This is a genomic window from Streptosporangium sp. 'caverna' (genome assembly GCF_003203775.1).
In the GTDB taxonomy this organism is placed as follows: domain Bacteria; phylum Actinomycetota; class Actinomycetes; order Streptosporangiales; family Streptosporangiaceae; genus Streptosporangium; species Streptosporangium subroseum.
On sequence record NZ_CP029711.1, the window covers coordinates 887,194 to 902,406 of the forward strand.

Below are 15,213 nucleotides of genomic sequence, written 5' to 3' on the forward strand. Positions count from 1 at the left end.
GGACTACCGGCCCCCATCGCGATAACGTTATCTTCACGTAGGGCGACCCCGCGCCGACCCGGGTTCGCTCCGCCTTTCGAGGGAGAGCTCCGGTGGGAGACGTACTGATCGACTTTGATGTCCCCGGCGAGATGCGCGACGGCACCGTCCTGCGCGCCGACGTCTTCCGGCCGACCCGCGACGGTCCCTGGCCCGTGCTGCTCGTGCGCTCGCCCTACGGCAAGCAGGACCCGAACATCTTCAGGATCCTGGAGCCCCTGGCCGCGGTGCGCCGCGGATACATGGTCGTGCTCCAGGACACCCGCGGGCGCTCCGGCTCCGACGGAGACTGGGAGCCGCTGACGAACGAGCGGGCGGACGGGCACGACACCGTGCGCTGGGCGGCCGCGCTCCCCGGCTCGAACGGGCTCGTGGGCATGTACGGCCCCAGCTACCTGGGCAACGCGCAGTGGATGGCGGCGGCGGACGGGCCGCCGGAGTTGAGGGCCATCGCCCCGGGGTTCACCTGGTCGGAGCCCTTCGACGGCCTGTTCGGCCGCGGCGGGGCGATCGAGCTGGGCCTCAGCGCGAGCTGGTCCCTCTCCCAGGGCCCCGACCTCCTCGCCCGCAGGTGGAAGGACTCTCCCGCGGACCTCCATCGCGAGCTCACCGCCCTGGTCTCCGAGATCGACGCCCTGGCGACCCGGACGTACTGGGAGCTGCCGTCCGGCGCGTTTCCCGCGTTCGAGCGGACCGGGGTCCCGGACCTGGGCTACCAGCGGGCCCTCGCCGATCCGGAGGCGGCGGCCGGCTGCCGCGTCGCGGGCACCTACGACCGGGTCGACGTCCCCGTCTTCAACGTCGGCGGCTGGTTCGACGTCTTCCTGCAGGGAACCCTGGACAACCACATCGCGATGATCGCCGCGGGCAGGCCGTCGACCCTGCTGATCGGGCCGTGGTCGCACCAGGGGCAGTCGGGCCGGCAGGGCGAGGTCAACTTCGGGGTGGCGGCCGACGAGGCGAGCATCGACCTCCGGACCTCCCTGGGAGACCTGCGGCTCGACTGGCTGGACCGCCGGCTGAAGCCGGGCCGTCCCGCGGCTCCGGACGGCAGACCGGTGCGGATCTTCGTCACGGGGATCAACCGGTGGCGCGACGAGGACGCGTGGCCTCCGGCCCGGAGCGTGGACACCCCGATGTACCTGCGCGAGGACGGCGGGCTCTCGTTCGAGGCGCCGCGTGCCGGCGAACGACCGGACACCTACCGGTACGACCCCGCCGATCCGGTCATCACCCTCGGCGGCACCCTGCTGATGTCCGATGAGTTCCCTCCCGGCCCCTACGACCAGCGCCGCGTCGAAGAACGGCCGGACGTGCTCGTCTACACCGGCGAGCCGCTCGACGCCGACCTCGAGGTGACCGGCCGCGTCCGCGTCTCGCTGGTCGCTTCCTCCACCGCGCCCTCGACGGACTGGGTGGCCCGGCTCTGCGACGTCGGCGTCGACTCCGTGTCGCGCAACCTCGCGGACGGGATCATCCGTGTCTCCGGCGTGCCGGGCGAGCCCGCGGAACACGAGATCGATCTGTGGTCGATCGGTCATGTGTTCTTCGAAGGCCATCGGATCCGGGTCCAGATCACGTCGAGCAACTTCCCGAGATGGGACCGCAACCTCAACACCGGCGAACCGGCCGAGGCGGCGACCGTCATGAGCGTCGCGGACCAGACGGTGTTCCACGACGCGGTCAGGGCATCAAAGATCGTCCTGCCGGTCGTGCCGCCCGAGGACCCCGCTCGCTGACGGCATCGCCCCCGGTTCACCGGTGCCGCCGCCCGTCGCGTAAAGTAGTCGAGGTATCGCGTAGAGCAACAGGTGAATGCTCTTTCTTCGCCGCCTTGCTCGCCTTCCCGGCCGGACCGTCGCCCGACCGGGGAGGCGAGGTGGGGAGTCGTACTGGTGAAAGGTAATCGTTCATCCAGTTTCGTTATGTGTGGGGCGGTAAGTTGGGGCGGGTGTCCACGTCAGCGATCGATGTCAGGTCCCCCATGACCACACCCCGCACCCGGCTGGCATGGCTGGACGCGCTGCGCGGGCTCGGTGCCATCGCGGTGCTGCTGGAGCACATGCTGCCCTGGCTCCTGCCCGCCCTCCCACGGCAGTACGTGTTCAACGTGGGGATGTACGGCGTCCTGGTGTTCTTCCTGGTCAGCGGCTACATCATCCCGGTCTCGCTGGAGGGGCGCGGCGACGTGCGGGCCTTCTGGATCAGCAGGCTGTTCCGGCTCTATCCGGTGTATCTCCTGGTCACGGTCTTCGTCCTGGTGATGGCCTTCTGGATACCGGTCCGCAACCAGGTGCCCCGGGACCTGTCGGCCGTGTCCGCGCACATCACGATGCTGCTGGACGTGGTGCACGTCGGCGGCCTGGCGGACACCATGTGGACGCTCTCCTACGAGATGGTCTTCTACCTCGTGGTCACCGCGCTGTTCATCGGCGGGCTGCACCGCCGGAGCGGGACCCTCGCCATCGGGTTCGGCGGCGTGGCCGTCGTCGCGGGGCTGGTGCTGTCGGCGCCGCTGCTCAAGGGCCCCTGGCCCGCCACCGTGTCATGCGTGATCTTCGTGGTGGGCGTGGTGTGCCTGGTCAGCGGCCGGTTCCGGGTCCCCGCCGCCTATGTCCTCGCCGCGACGGCCCTGGTCCTGCTGCTTTTCGCGGGCTTCGTGCCGTGGCTGGGCGCGGCGATCCTCGCGGTGATGTTCATCGGGACCGCGATCCGCCGCTGGGAGCAGGGGACGGGCGGGCTCTGGCCCGTCGCCGTCGCGACCGTGCTCGTGGCGCTGTCCCCGGTGTGGTCGATCCAGGCGGGCTGGTGGTGGGTCCAGCCGGCCGCGTGGTTCATCACGATGGCCCTCGCCGGCGGGACGTTCGCGGGCGCGATGGCCCTGCGCCACCGGACCCTGCCCCGTTTCCTCGTCTGGCTGGGCCTGATCAGCTACTCGGTCTACCTCCTGCACCACCCGCTGCTGAAGCTCACGTACGCCGTCGCCGGAGATGTGCGAGCCATGCAGCCGGTGGTGCAGGTGACGCTGTCGACAGGTTTTGTCGCGCTGGTGCTCGGTCTGAGCTGGCTCACCTACCGCTACCTGGAGCTTCCCATGCAGCGGCTGGGCAAGCGGCTGGCTCAGCCCGGGTTGTCGACCGGGGACTCCATGGACAGCTCCGGGTCCGTGGTGGGCGCGTCGACGAAGAGATCCTTGTCCAGCTCGGATCCCACCGGGTAGATGTCACCCGGCTCCAGACCCTTCGCGCCGCGCAGCGAGGAGACGGACACGACGTGGTAGCCCTGCTTCTGCAGCGCGACCAGGAGCTTCGGCATCACCTTGACGGTCTGCTCGACCCAGTCGTGCATGAGGATGACGCCGTCACGCTTGGCGTTCTTGAGCACCTCGTTGTAGATGGCCGTCTCGTTCTTGGTCGCCCAGTCGCGAGAGCCGCCGTTCCACAGCAGGATCGGCATCTTCATCTCGGTCGCGATCGCCTGCACCCGCGAGTCGAGCTCGCCGTACGGCGGGCGGATGATCGTCGGGTACTTCCCGGTGGCCTGCTTGACGATGGCCTGGGTCTTGTCCAGCTCCTCGCGGACCTTGTCCTCGGACAGGTCACGCAGGTGCGGGTGGGTGTAGCTGTGGTTGCCGATCTCGTGGCCCTCGACGACCATGCGCTTGGCGAAGGCCGGGCGCGACTTCACGTACTGACCTTCGAGAAGGAACGTCGCCTTGGACTTGTACTTCTTGAGGGTGTCGAGCAGTTTGTCGGCATACTTGCCGGGGCCGTCGTCGAAGGTCAGCGCGATGCACTTGACCTTCGCGCAGTCGACGGGCGCGACCGGGGCGGCGGACTTGGCCTTGTCCGTCGTCGTGGTCTTGGCCGTCGTGGTGGGCTTCGCGGTGGTGGTGGGCTTCGCAGTCGGGGTGGGCAGCTCCGCGCTCCACGCGGCTGTCGGTGTGGCGACCAGGGCGACCGCGGATACGGCGGCCATCAGCAATTGGGCTGGAGACTTCATGAGGGGGAGCTCCGGACGTTGCGGGTGATAACAGAGGGACAGAAGAAAGCATCGTATCCGGACACTTCGCCCAAGAGTCGGCTGTCCGGGCTTCTGCCAGCCGCCGTTCAGACTTCTGCCAGCCATTACTCAGGGTGGAATCTGCCCGAAAGTCAATAAAAGATCACAACGCGTGACGGCGGCCGCGACCGCGAGGATTCACCGTCGCGTCGGCCCGGCCGGTCGGGGCCAGGCGGCCCCCGTCCGATCGACTCTTTATGACACTTGGACTCATGGTGACGGAGAGTATCCGCTACGATCGCGGACCGTGAACGACTCGTCGGAACGGGGGGACGGCGATGACCGCGACCAACGGGCATGATCACTTCTTCTCCCCGACCGCGATCTTCCTCTTCGCAGGCCTGGGGTTGCGCATGATCGGTGGGGCGGTGGGTGCCCGGGTCGTCGTGGAGACCTCTGGCCCGCCCACCGCCTCGGCGGCGAGGTGTTCCTCGCCGCCGGCCCACCGCTCACCGGCGTCCATCTTCCGGTGTCCGCGCTGACGCCGTACGTCCAGGCCACACCTGACTGAATTGAGCGGTTCCATGAATACGCGTCCCGACGTCGACGTCGTGGTCACAGCCTTCGACTGCACGGAGACGGCTCTGGTCGAGACCGTGCGACATGTTCTCGACCAGTCACTGAACAACCTGCGGGTCCTTGTCGCGTTCGACGGTGAGGACGGCCGGCTCGCCGAGGCGCTCGCCCGGCTGACGGGGGAGGACCCGCGCGTCGTGCCGGTGCCGTACCTCTCGGACGAGGTGGGGCTCTCCGGCATGCGCGAGGCCGCCCTGAAGGTGTCGGTCGCGCCGGCGGTGATGTTCGTCAACGTGCTCAGCCTGCTGTACATGCACGCCTGCAAGAGCCTGCTCCTCGAAATCGAGGAGACCGGCGCGGACTTCGCGGTGGGGCAGGTCGGGCGCTGCCCGCCCAGGCGCAAGAAGATCAGATATCCCTCCGCCAGGTTGTTCTGCGACCGGATGACCATCGACGGGGTGGAGCGCAAACCGGCGTTCCTGACCGACGGCTTCGTGGAGAACAAGCTCTTCCGCCGCGATTTCATCAACGAGCACCAGCTGGCGTTCGACCGCGCCCTGCGGGACCCCGACCGGCTTTTCGCCATCGAGGCCTACCTGGCGAGCAAGCGGGTCGCGGTCGTGCCCTGGCCCGTCGTCCGGCAGACGGCGGAGATCGCCGGCACGAAGACGGGCAGGAACGGCCTCGACGCCTTCGCCGCGCGTCTCGCGGCGGAGCGGCGGGCGATGGCGTTCCTGAGAGGTGAGGGGCTCGGCCGGCTGGAGCCCCGTCTGATCCGGCGTTTCCTGCGGGCGGAGCTGGCTCCGATGCTGCGCCGCCTTCCCGGGCAGTCCGGCGAGTGGGTGACCGAGCTCCAGCAGATCACGGGTGACTACCTCGACGGTCTCCCGAAGAAGATGGTCCTGAAGCTGCCGATGATGCTCCGTATCTGTCTCCATCTGCTCCGGGAGGGGCAGGTGGAGGAGATCAGGGAGGCGGCGCGGCTGCTCCGCGTGTCCTCTCCGATCCCCCGCCGGGTCACGAAGATCGGCGATCGCGTCTACTGGGGCGTGCACGACCCCGCCGGTGACGCGCCCGCCGAGCTCGACATCTCCAGCCTGGAGCTCGATCGGAGACCGTTCTCCCGTGCCGCGATCAGGCATGAGATCGAGAGCGTGGAGCCCGGGGACCGGGGGGTGCGGATACGGGTGCGGACCTACGACCCCCTGGGCGTGCTGCCCGCGAAGGGGGCCTCCGGCGCGGTGGAGATCCGGGCGCCCGGCGGCGGACTGTGGCGGGTGCCGATCACTCTGCGACCGGCGGGCGAGCACTTCTGGAGCGAGTTCACGCTGAACCCGGGAAACGCGCCGCGTTCCCTGCGCGGCATCAACCGTACGACCGGGATCCGCCTGCTCATCCAGAAGAAGGGTGACTCGCACCAGGCGCCGCTGGTCGCCCCGGAACGGCCTCCCGTCCGCAGGGTCGTCTGTTCCCGGCGGCTGCTGCCCGATGCCGTGGTGACGCTCACCCGCATGACCACGACGAACAAGGTGGAGATCACCTGGACCTCCAGGAAGATCACCCATGCCTCGCGCCGCTGGAAGAAGTTGCGGACCGACATGGTGGGGCGGGTCAGCAACGGCAAGTCCAGGCTCGGCTTCTACCGGATCGTCATGAGGTTCGTCCCGCGGAGCAGGAAGCTGGTGCTGTTCGAGAGCTCGGAGGGCAGGGCCTACACCGGTAATCCCCGTTACATCTACGAGGAGGTCATGAGGCAGAAGATCCGCGTGCGCTGCGTGTGGTCATACTCCTCCAACCGCTCGCAGTTCCCGCCGGGCACACGCGTGGTGAAGCGGGGCGGCTGGAGGTTCATGTGGAGTCTCGCCCGGGCCGGTTACTGGGTGGAGAGCCACAACCTGCCCTACTGCTACGAGAAACGGCGCGGCACCCGCTACCTGCAGACCTGGCACGGGCAGACGTTGAAGACCATCGGGCTCAACACGCCGGGGCTCCGGGGGGACCAGTGGCCCGAGCGTCACCGATGGCAGCGGAGCGTCGATCGCTGGACGACGATCGTGGCTCCCTGCGAGGAGTACGAGCGGGTCTTCCGCGCGAGCACGGGTTTCTCCGGCGACGTCCTCCGGACCGGCTACCCCCGCAACGACGTCCTGGTGCGCTGCGCCGAGCCCGAGCAGCTCGCGGTGGCCAAGGAGGTCCGCGCCAAGCTCGGTGCCCGTCCCGGGCAGCGGGTGCTTCTCTACGCGCCCACGTTCCGTGATCGCACGAGAGGGGCCGGGACGTCGGTCCGGGTCGACCTGGACCAGCTCTCCGCGCGGCTGGGCGATGACTGGATCATCGCGCTGCGCGTTCACCCCTATACCCGGTACCAGCTTCCGCCGAGACTGCGCGGGTTCGTCGAGGACGTCACCGCCTACCCGGAGATCAACGATCTCATCCTGGCGTCCGACGCCCTGCTGACGGACTACTCGTCGGTGATGTTCGACTACGCGAACACCGGCAAGCCCATCCTGCTGTTCACCGACGACTACCACGAGTACGTGCAGAACGAGCGTGGCCTCAACCACCACCTGCCCGACATCGCGCCGGGGCCGATGCTGACGGAGACCTCCGAGCTGGCCGACGCCCTGGCGGACCTGTCCGCGACCGCCGCCCGGTATGCCGAGGCCTACGAGCGCTTCCGCAGGACCTGGTGCTCCTGGGAGGGCGGCGGAGCCGCCAAGGCAGTGGTGGACGTCTTCTTTTCCGACCTCAAGAACCTCAAGGGGTGACGAGTGTCCAAGGACATTTTCATTCTCGCGCCCAACATCGACAACCTCGGCGGCACCCAGCGGGTTTTTCACGTGCTGGCGCAGGGGTTCGGAGTCCGGGGCCACAGGGTCCGGCTGGTGGGCATCGAGCGGGTCCAGTCCCCGTTCGGTTTCGACGACGGCCTGGCGTACGAGAAGACGATTCTCTACCGGGAGAGACGAGGGCGTCGTGACACCCCGGCGGTGCTCCTCGCCGATGCGAGGAAGCTCCTCACCGAGCTGTTCGCGCAGGCGGAGAGCGGATACCTGATCCTCGGAACGCCCTGGAGCGTCAAATGGGCGTCGGCGGTGCCCGCACCGCACCTGTCCAGGATCGGTCAGTATCACTCCTCCTACGAGCATGCGAAGTTCTCCTCGCCCTCCCACCTGGAGCTCATCCGGCGGCTCTACCCCAACCTCGCCAAGTCGGTGTTCCTCAGCGAGGACGACGCCCGTTCCTTCAGCCGCCACCGGGTGCCGAACGCGCGGGCGATCGGCAACCCGCTGACCTTCGAACCCGAGTGCGTGGCGACCCCGGAGCGGAGCCGCAGGATCGTGACGGTCGGCAGGCTCGCCACCATCAAGCGCTACGACCTGCTCATCGCGGCGTTCGCCAGGGCGAGCGGCGAGGTTCCCGAGCGGTGGGAGCTTCACCTGGTGGGCGACGGTTACGAGGAGGAGCAACTCCGCGCGTGCGCGGCCGAGCACGGGGTCACCGACCGGGTCATCTTCCAGGGCCGGTGCAAGGACGTTCACTCGCACTACCGGGATGCCGCGATCTTCGCGCTCAGCAGCGAGCACGAGGGGCACCCGATGGCGCTGGCCGAGGCCGCCGCGCTCGGGCTGCCGACCGTCGCGTTCGGCGTCTCGGGCGGTGTCAAGAACCTTGTCGCCGACGGCGTCTCCGGGCTTCTGGCGCCCCCGGGGGACGTCGGAGCCTTCGCCGACGCGTTGGTGAGGTTGATGCGGGCACCGGAGCTGCGGGCGCGAATGGGCAGCACCGCCTGTGATCACGTGCGTAAGTTCTCCCTGGAGAAAATCCTCGACAAGTGGGACTCGCTCTTCGCGGAGATCCAGCGCTGACCTTTCCCATGCGTTTCCCCGGTGGAGGTCCGGCACCGGACTTCTTCGACGTGTAGCCCCGGTGAGGTCCGGTATCGACCCTCCGGACGTCATCCGGTCGTGGCCGGCGGGCCGTCCCGGTGAGACGGCGCCCTTCTCGGGATGATCTGCCGAATACAGCGAGAAGGCGACGGCCCGCGGTCACTACGGAGAGTATTCTCTCCGTCACGTTCTTTCTTCGGGGGGAGATCAATGGGACGCAAGCTGGTCACGCTGCGACGTATCGCCTCCGAGCGGCTGCCTTCCGCGTTCCGCGAGAGGTTCCGTGAGCGGTTCTGTGGGACCGAGGGCAGGAAACGGGTGTTCACCCGCGTCGCGAGGACGGCGTCGATCAGGTCGGCGGTCGCGGTCCGGCGGGGCGGAGGCGAGGGGGCCTCGGTGACGTACGCCGGTGTCCTCGACGGAGGCACCCTGAACCTCCAGGTCCGCCTCCCCTCCCGCGCCGGCCACGCGCCCGTGCGTGCGGTCAGGCTCGTGATCGGGCGAGGACATCGGCGGTGGCGGGGCGATCTCGACCTCGACGGCGACCTCGCCGGGGGCGCGATACGGCTGAGCGAGGACGGCGGCCCGCTGTCCCGGCTCGGCACGGGCCTCTGGCGAACCCGGATCGAGCTGACCCTCGCCGACGGCAGCGGCCTGGAGGCGCCCCTGCTCGGCCCGGTTGCGAACGTGTTGCCGGCGGGTCCGACCGTCGCGGCCCCACTCTGTCCCCTCACCGGCACGGTCTACACCGTCGACGCCGGTCTGACCGGGCACGTCACGATCTCAGCGTCGCGTCCCGCCCCGCAGGCACATGTCACCGGGGTGATCGCCGACTGGGACCGGGTGGTCGTCGAGGGGCGGCTCGGCGGAACCGTCCGGACCGCCGGCGCTGAGGTGCTGATGCGCCGCCTCGAAGGGAGAGGAGGGCGAGAGGCCTGCCACCGGCTTCCGGTGACGACGGACGGCGCGCTGTTCCGTTTCGAGGTGCCCGGCGACTCGCTGGCCGGAGCCGAGACGACCTGGGTCTTCGAGTTCGTCTCACCCCGGACCGGAACCCTCAGGGTCGGCCGCTCCCTGGATGATTTTCGCCACCCCCACCGCGTCGTTCACCATGAGAGGCGTCCTCTGGCGGCGTCCGAGAGATCCCTGCTCTACGTGCAGCCCGGATACTCCCCGGCGGGAAGACTCCAGCTCTCCTGCTCCCATTCGGAGGACCTACCGTGAAGATTGCCTATCTGCTGACCTGGGCGGACGCCATGGGAGGCACGGAGGCGGCGGTTCTCACCCTCGCCTCGCATCTCGCCGAACACCACGACGTCGAGGTGATCAGCGTCTTCCGCAGGGAGGCGGCGCCGTTCTGCGAGGTCTCGCCCAAGGTCCGCCTGCGCTACCTGGTGGATGAGAGGGGCCCGGTGCGGCGCCCCTGTCGCGAGACGACCATGGATGACGCCACCTGCGCCGCGCTCGCCGCGATGCCGAGCGAGCTCGTCGATCCCGCCTGGGAGGGCGCGTTCAACCGGTTGGCCGACGTGGAGGTGGAGCACGCGCTCCGCGGTCTCGACGCGGACGTCGTCGTGTCGTCCACGCCCGCACTGATGGCGCTTGCCGTCCGTCTCTGCCCGGAGCGCACGATCACCGTCCACCAGGACCATCGCTGCTCGGAGCTGAGAGGCCGGTCCGGCGAGCCGCTCCTGAGATTCGCCCCCCGGCTGGACGCGCTCGTCTCGCTGACCCACCGGACCCAGCTCTGGTGCGCGCAGTCCCTCAAGGACGCCGCGCCCCATCTCGCGACGATCCCGAACGCGCTGCCGAGCGGATACCGTCCGCGGTCCGGCCTGGACACCCGCACGATCGTCATCGCGGGCCGGCTGGTCGGTGAGAAGCGGATCGACCACGCCGTACGGGCCTTCGCCGGGATCGCCGGCCGGTTTCCCGGCTGGTCGCTACGGATCCTGGGAGACGGCCCCCTGACCGGCAGCCTGCGCCAACTGGTTCAGAGCCTCGATCTGGCGGACCGGATTCACCTGCTGGGCAGGTCTCCGCACATGGCGGAGGAGTGGTCGAAGGCGAGCATGTGCCTGCTCACGTCGACGAGCGAGGGCTTTCCGCTGGTGCTGACCGAGGCCCTCGCCGCTGGGGTCCCGGTGGTGGCCTACGACTGTCCCGGCGGAACGAGCGAGATCGTGCGGCACGGGGTCGACGGCTTCCTCGTGCCCGAGGGCGACATCGACTCGCTGGCCGTCGCGATGACCAAACTGATGGAGAGTCCCGGCACGCTGCGCGACTTCGGGACGGCGGCGCGGGAGATCGGTGCCCGGCTGTCGCCCGAGCGGATCACCGGAGCCTGGCTGGAGCTCTTCGAGAGGCTGGGCGCGGAGGGGGACGCGCGATCCGGGCGCAGAGCCGAGCGGATCGCCCGTCACGCCCTCCGGTCGGTCTCGGGTTTTGTGCCCGTCGCCTCCGCCGATCCGGAGCCGGGTGGAGGACCACAGCTGCGGGAGCTCGAAGCCGAGCTGATGAGGAAGGACCGGACCCTCACCCGCTCCGGCGCCCGTCTCTGCGTGATCCGCGACGACGTCACTCCCGAGGACGTCCTCCGGATGAACCTGGAGGCCGTGACGGAGGTCCTTCGCGACGCCGCCATCCCGTACGCGCTGGTCCGGGACACCGGGCCGCGCCATCGGATGGTCGTCGGGGAGGAACACCGGGCCGCGGTGCTCTCCGCGATCGCGCGAGAGTTCGACGGCAGGCCCGTCTACGCCCAGCCGCTCAAGCCGACGATGTGCGCTCCTCCGGTCACCCTGGCCGGACAGGTCGCCGGCTGGGGCGACGTCGGCGGTCTGCGGATCTACACGATCTACTCGGTCGCCTCGCGCGCCCTTCGCCACGGGTCGGCGTTCGGCTGTGACGTCGAGTTCTGGGCCCCGACCGCGGACGGAGGGCTGCGGGCCGTGCGCCCCACCCTTCTCGGCCGCGAACTGCCCCGCGAGGCGATGCGCCCGGCGAGACTCACGGTGGGAGAGCGGAGCCACCCCACGTACGAACCCTTCACGCGGCCCTTCGTGGACGACGTCACCTTTCCGATCGACGTCGTCTACACCTGGGTGGACGGCGCCGATCCGGGCTGGCGCGCCCGGCGGGACGAGACCATGACCGGCCGGAGCGCGACCGCGGAAGCGGTCACGAACACGTCCACGAACGCGGCCGACCGCGGCGACGGCCGCTACGCCAGTCGCGACGAGCTCCGCTACTCGCTGCGTTCGCTGGACATGTACGCGCCGTGGGTCCGTCACATCTGGATCGTCACCGACCAGCAGGTCCCCTCCTGGCTGGACACCTCTCATCCGAAGGTGACCGTCGTCGACCACAGGGAGATCTTCAGCGACGCCGGCGCGCTCCCCACGTTCAACTCGCACGCGATCGAGAGCCGGCTGCACGTGATTCCCGGGCTCTCGGAGAATTTCATCTACTTCAACGACGACTTTTTTGTCGGGCGCCCGCTGAGCCCGGACCTCTTTTTCCTGCCCAGCGGGATCCCCCTGTTCTTCCGGTCTCCGGCGACGGTTCTCCCGACGCCGATCCAGGAGGACGAAAAATCCTTCTACGCCGCCGCGAAGACGACGCGGGACATCATGGAACGGGAGTTCGGCTGCACGACGGCAAACACTTTCCTCCACGCGCCGTACGCACTGCGTAAAAGCGTGCTCTTCGAGCTCGCGGAGAGATTCGCCCCCGAGATCGCAGCCACGGGCCGGAGCCGGGTCCGCTCACGTGATGACGTCTCGGTGGTCTCATCGTTGCATCACTACCATGCCTTCCGCAGCGGGAAGGCCGTTCCCGGGGAGATATCCGTCGACTACATCGCCCTGGGGCAGCGCGATCACCTGCCCCGGCTGACACGGCTGCTGACCCTCCGCGATCGAGACGCCTTCTGCGTCAACGACGCCGACGAGAGTGACATGTCCGAGGAGGAGAAGCGCCGCGCGATCTCCATCTTTCTGGCGAGCTACTTCCCGGTCGCCAGTGAATTCGAGGTCGGCAGCCCGCGTAATCGGTCTCGTCGCTGAGCGGTCATATCGATTTCGCCATGGGGCGGGCCGTTTTGACGGAGGCCCGCCCAGGGTTGGGCAAAGAATCGGCCACGGAGGGGCAGGCTAGGTCATGGCGAATCCCCAAGAGAGGCATTCTGAGCGCGACTGAATGGACGCCCTCGACCGGAGGACTTTCTTTGAAAGCGCCACTGCTCAGTGTCGTCGTGCCGTTCTACAACGTGGTGGGTTACATCGAGGAGTGCCTGACCTCCCTCGCCGCGCAGACTCTCATGGACGTCGAATTCATCCTGATCGATGACGGCTCCATGGACGGCGGCGACGTGACGGCCAAGGAATTCGCGGCCCGGGACTCCCGGTTCCGGGTGCTGCGACAGGACAACCAGGGGCCGGGCCCGGCCAGGAACCTGGGGATCCGGCACGCGACCGGCCTCTATCTCGCCTTCGCCGACGGCGACGACGTCGTGCCGGAGACGGCCTACGAGCTCCTCGTCGGCTCGCTGGAGGAGACCGGATCCGACATCGCCTGCGGCGGGGTGCGCAGGATCACCCCCGAGGGGCTCGTCCCGTCCGCGATGTACGCCAAGTTGTTCAGGAAACCGGCACGGCGGACCCACATAGAGACCTTTCCCGAGCTGATCCGCGACCGGACGGTGTGGAACAAGGTCTACCGCCGCTCCTTCTGGGACGAGCACCGCCTGGAGTTCCCCAGCGGGTTCTACGAGGACGTGCCGGTCGCGATCGCCGCGCACGTCCTGGCGTCGAGCGTGGACATCCTGAACGAGGTGGTCTACCACTGGCGGCTGCGTGACACGGGCGACGCGTCGACCACCCAGCGCCGCATGGAGGTGGCCAACGTCGAGGAGCGGGTCGCGTCCCTGCGCGGGGTGCAGGGGTTCCTCGCCGAACGGTCGCCCCAGCTGAAGCGGGAGTTCGACGACATGGTCGTCTCCTGGGACCTGAAGTTCGTGAAGGACGCGCTGGAGGAGGCGGTGGAGGAGGGCACGCCGAACGACCTGGAGCGGCTCTTCGACGTCGTGGCCCCCTGCATCGACGCCCTCGACCCGTTGATGGTGTCCGCCCTGCCCGCCTCGCGGCGGTTGGAGCTGTATCTCCTGCACCAGCGGATGGCGCCCGAACTGCGCGAGGTCCGGAGATTCCGGCGGGAGGAGGAGGCGCGGGTCCTGCGCCGGGGGAGCAGGCCGCCCCGGTGGTACGCCGCCTACCCGTTTTTCGGGGACAGGTCCCGCGGCATTCCCGACCACCTCTACGACGTCACCCAGGAGCTGATCCTGCGGGTCCACACCGACCGGGTGCGCTGGTCGGGCGGGCGGCTCCTGGTCGAGGGGCAGGCCTCCATCAAGCGGCTCGACGAACGGCAGAGCCGGATCAAGGTGTGGATCGAGGGAAAGGGCAAGTCGGGGAAGGGCAAATCGCGGATCTCGCTGCCGGCCCGTCAGGACGGCGCCCGGTTCGTGGCCGAGGTCGAGGGGGTCGCTCCCGGCCGGTGGTCCGTGCACGCGGAGGTCTCGGCCAACGGGATGCGCCTGAGCAGCCTTCTCGGAGCGAGCCCCCGTCAGCTGCCCAAGGGCGGGCGTGCCGGGGTCCGGGCGGCGCTGGGCCGGGACGGCCGTCTGGTGGTCGTGGTCCAGTCCGATCTCTGAGTCACCGCCCACTCTTGGTCAAGAACCAGCATGGAGAATTCCAGGCGGTTGCAGAGAGTCACGAGTTGATGGCCGAATGTCGCCATGCTGGAAGGCATGAGGGCCTATTCGTTGAACGACGTTCACGCGACCCGGAAACGAAGAGACTCCTGGTGGACCGTTTTCCTGGTCGACCCGGTGGCGTGCAGGCTCACGCTGTTCGTCGCCAACCACACGGCGATCACACCCAACGGCCTCACCCGCCTGTCCCTGATCCTCGGGATGGTGTCCGCTGTCTGCTTCGGTTTCGGGCAGCTGGTCGCGGGGGCCCTGGTGTTCTACGTGAGTTTCGCGGTCGACTGCATGGACGGGAAGATCGCCCGGCTCAAGGGGACGGGGACCGCGTTCGGCCTCTGGCTCGACTACGTGGGCGACCGGGTCCGGGTGGTCTGCTGTGCCGCCGGCCTGGCATTCGGGCAGTACGTGACGACGGGGGACGTCGCCTACATCCTGCTCGGTGCCGGAGTGGCCGTACTGGACCTCTTCCGCTACGTGAACGCGCCGCAGATGAAGCGCGTGCGCGAGGTGGTCAAGGAGAACCGGCTTGAGCAGCTGGCGGCGGACGCCGAGGCCGCCGCGCTCACAGCGCTCCCGGAGAGCCGGGAGAGTCCGGAGAGCTTGGAGAGCCGGGAGAGCCTGGATCAGGAGATTCCGGAGTCGATCGAACGCGCGACACCCAGGGCGTCCAGGTCGACGAGGAGGGGCCGCCGGCTGGGACGGTTCTTCGCCCGCCATCGGGTGCGGAGTCATCTGATCAGCGGCATCGAGTTCCACGCCGCGGTGTTCGTCGTCGCTCCGCTGATCGGGGTGGCGGCGCTGCTACCCGTCTCGATCGTGGCGGGGGTCCTGCTTCTACTGAACGAGGTTTTTCTGATCTACCGAATGTGGCTGTTCACCCGGGTGGTGCCTGCTGCGCCGCACCCGCAGGAAGCGCCGCGCGTATCTGTTTGATCA

At 68.8% G+C, this 15,213-nt stretch carries 10 protein-coding genes; 8 read left to right on the forward strand and 2 right to left on the reverse strand.

Annotated features, from left to right (window positions below):
- The first annotated feature begins 92 nt into the window (after positions 1-92).
- Both DKM19_RS04195 and DKM19_RS04200 read left to right on the forward strand, forming a co-directional pair.
- On the forward strand, positions 93-1,778 hold the full coding sequence (locus DKM19_RS04195) for a CocE/NonD family hydrolase (protein ID WP_110694557.1): 1,686 nt from the start codon (positions 93-95) through the stop codon (positions 1,776-1,778).
- A gap of 245 nt (positions 1,779-2,023) precedes the next feature.
- The gene (locus DKM19_RS04200) at positions 2,024-3,259 is read left to right on the forward strand and encodes an acyltransferase (protein ID WP_110694558.1); all 1,236 of its coding nucleotides are present in this window, start codon (positions 2,024-2,026) and stop codon (positions 3,257-3,259) included.
- Here DKM19_RS04200 and DKM19_RS04205 read toward each other — a convergent pair.
- Together DKM19_RS04205 and DKM19_RS49285 are read right to left on the reverse strand one after the other, a co-directional pair.
- Positions 3,160-4,041, reverse strand: coding sequence for a polysaccharide deacetylase family protein (locus DKM19_RS04205; protein ID WP_110694559.1), 882 nt, complete (start codon positions 4,039-4,041; stop codon positions 3,160-3,162). The two genes, DKM19_RS04200 and DKM19_RS04205, sit on opposite strands and share 100 nt — an antisense overlap.
- 361 nt (positions 4,042-4,402) lie before the next feature.
- A complete protein-coding gene (locus DKM19_RS49285) occupies positions 4,403-4,564 on the reverse strand; it encodes a hypothetical protein (protein ID WP_162641289.1) in 162 nt (53 codons plus the stop codon).
- Positions 4,565-4,625: 61 nt separating this feature from the next.
- Here DKM19_RS49285 and DKM19_RS04210 point away from each other — a divergent pair, with 61 nt between their 5' ends.
- The 6 genes from DKM19_RS04210 (at position 4,626) to DKM19_RS04235 (ending at position 15,210) form a co-directional block, all read left to right on the forward strand.
- On the forward strand, positions 4,626-7,385 hold the full coding sequence (locus tag DKM19_RS04210; protein WP_110694560.1) for a CDP-glycerol glycerophosphotransferase family protein: 2,760 nt from the start codon (positions 4,626-4,628) through the stop codon (positions 7,383-7,385).
- Between the two features lie 3 nt (positions 7,386-7,388).
- Positions 7,389-8,486 (forward strand): glycosyltransferase, encoded by a 1,098-nt coding sequence (locus DKM19_RS04215; RefSeq protein WP_204358649.1) that lies wholly within the window; start codon positions 7,389-7,391, stop codon positions 8,484-8,486.
- Positions 8,487-8,717: 231 nt separating this feature from the next.
- Positions 8,718-9,731 (forward strand): hypothetical protein, encoded by a 1,014-nt coding sequence (locus DKM19_RS04220; RefSeq protein WP_110694561.1) that lies wholly within the window; start codon positions 8,718-8,720, stop codon positions 9,729-9,731.
- Positions 9,728-12,574 carry a stealth conserved region 3 domain-containing protein gene (locus DKM19_RS04225; protein WP_110694562.1) on the forward strand — a complete coding sequence of 949 codons (2,847 nt, stop codon included), beginning with the start codon at positions 9,728-9,730 and terminating at the stop codon, positions 12,572-12,574. Before DKM19_RS04220 ends, DKM19_RS04225 begins: the two co-directional genes overlap by 4 nt.
- 161 nt (positions 12,575-12,735) lie before the next feature.
- Positions 12,736-14,220, forward strand: a complete 1,485-nt coding sequence (locus DKM19_RS04230; RefSeq protein WP_162641291.1) for a glycosyltransferase family 2 protein — start codon at positions 12,736-12,738, stop codon at positions 14,218-14,220.
- Between the two features lie 96 nt (positions 14,221-14,316).
- A complete protein-coding gene (locus DKM19_RS04235; protein WP_239514069.1) occupies positions 14,317-15,210 on the forward strand; it encodes a CDP-alcohol phosphatidyltransferase family protein in 894 nt (297 codons plus the stop codon).
- The last annotated feature ends 3 nt before the right edge of the window (positions 15,211-15,213 follow it).

Coding starts and splice junctions, on each gene's coding strand:
- DKM19_RS04200 (WP_110694558.1), top strand. CDS start 2,024: ATGACCACACCCCGCACCCGGCTGGCATGGCTGGACGCGCTGCGCGGG.
- DKM19_RS04235 (WP_239514069.1), top strand. CDS start 14,317: ATGAGGGCCTATTCGTTGAACGACGTTCACGCGACCCGGAAACGAAGA.
- DKM19_RS49285 (WP_162641289.1), bottom strand. CDS start 4,564: ATGGACGCCGGTGAGCGGTGGGCCGGCGGCGAGGAACACCTCGCCGCC.
- DKM19_RS04210 (WP_110694560.1), top strand. CDS start 4,626: ATGAATACGCGTCCCGACGTCGACGTCGTGGTCACAGCCTTCGACTGC.
- DKM19_RS04220 (WP_110694561.1), top strand. CDS start 8,718: ATGGGACGCAAGCTGGTCACGCTGCGACGTATCGCCTCCGAGCGGCTG.
- DKM19_RS04205 (WP_110694559.1), bottom strand. CDS start 4,041: ATGAAGTCTCCAGCCCAATTGCTGATGGCCGCCGTATCCGCGGTCGCC.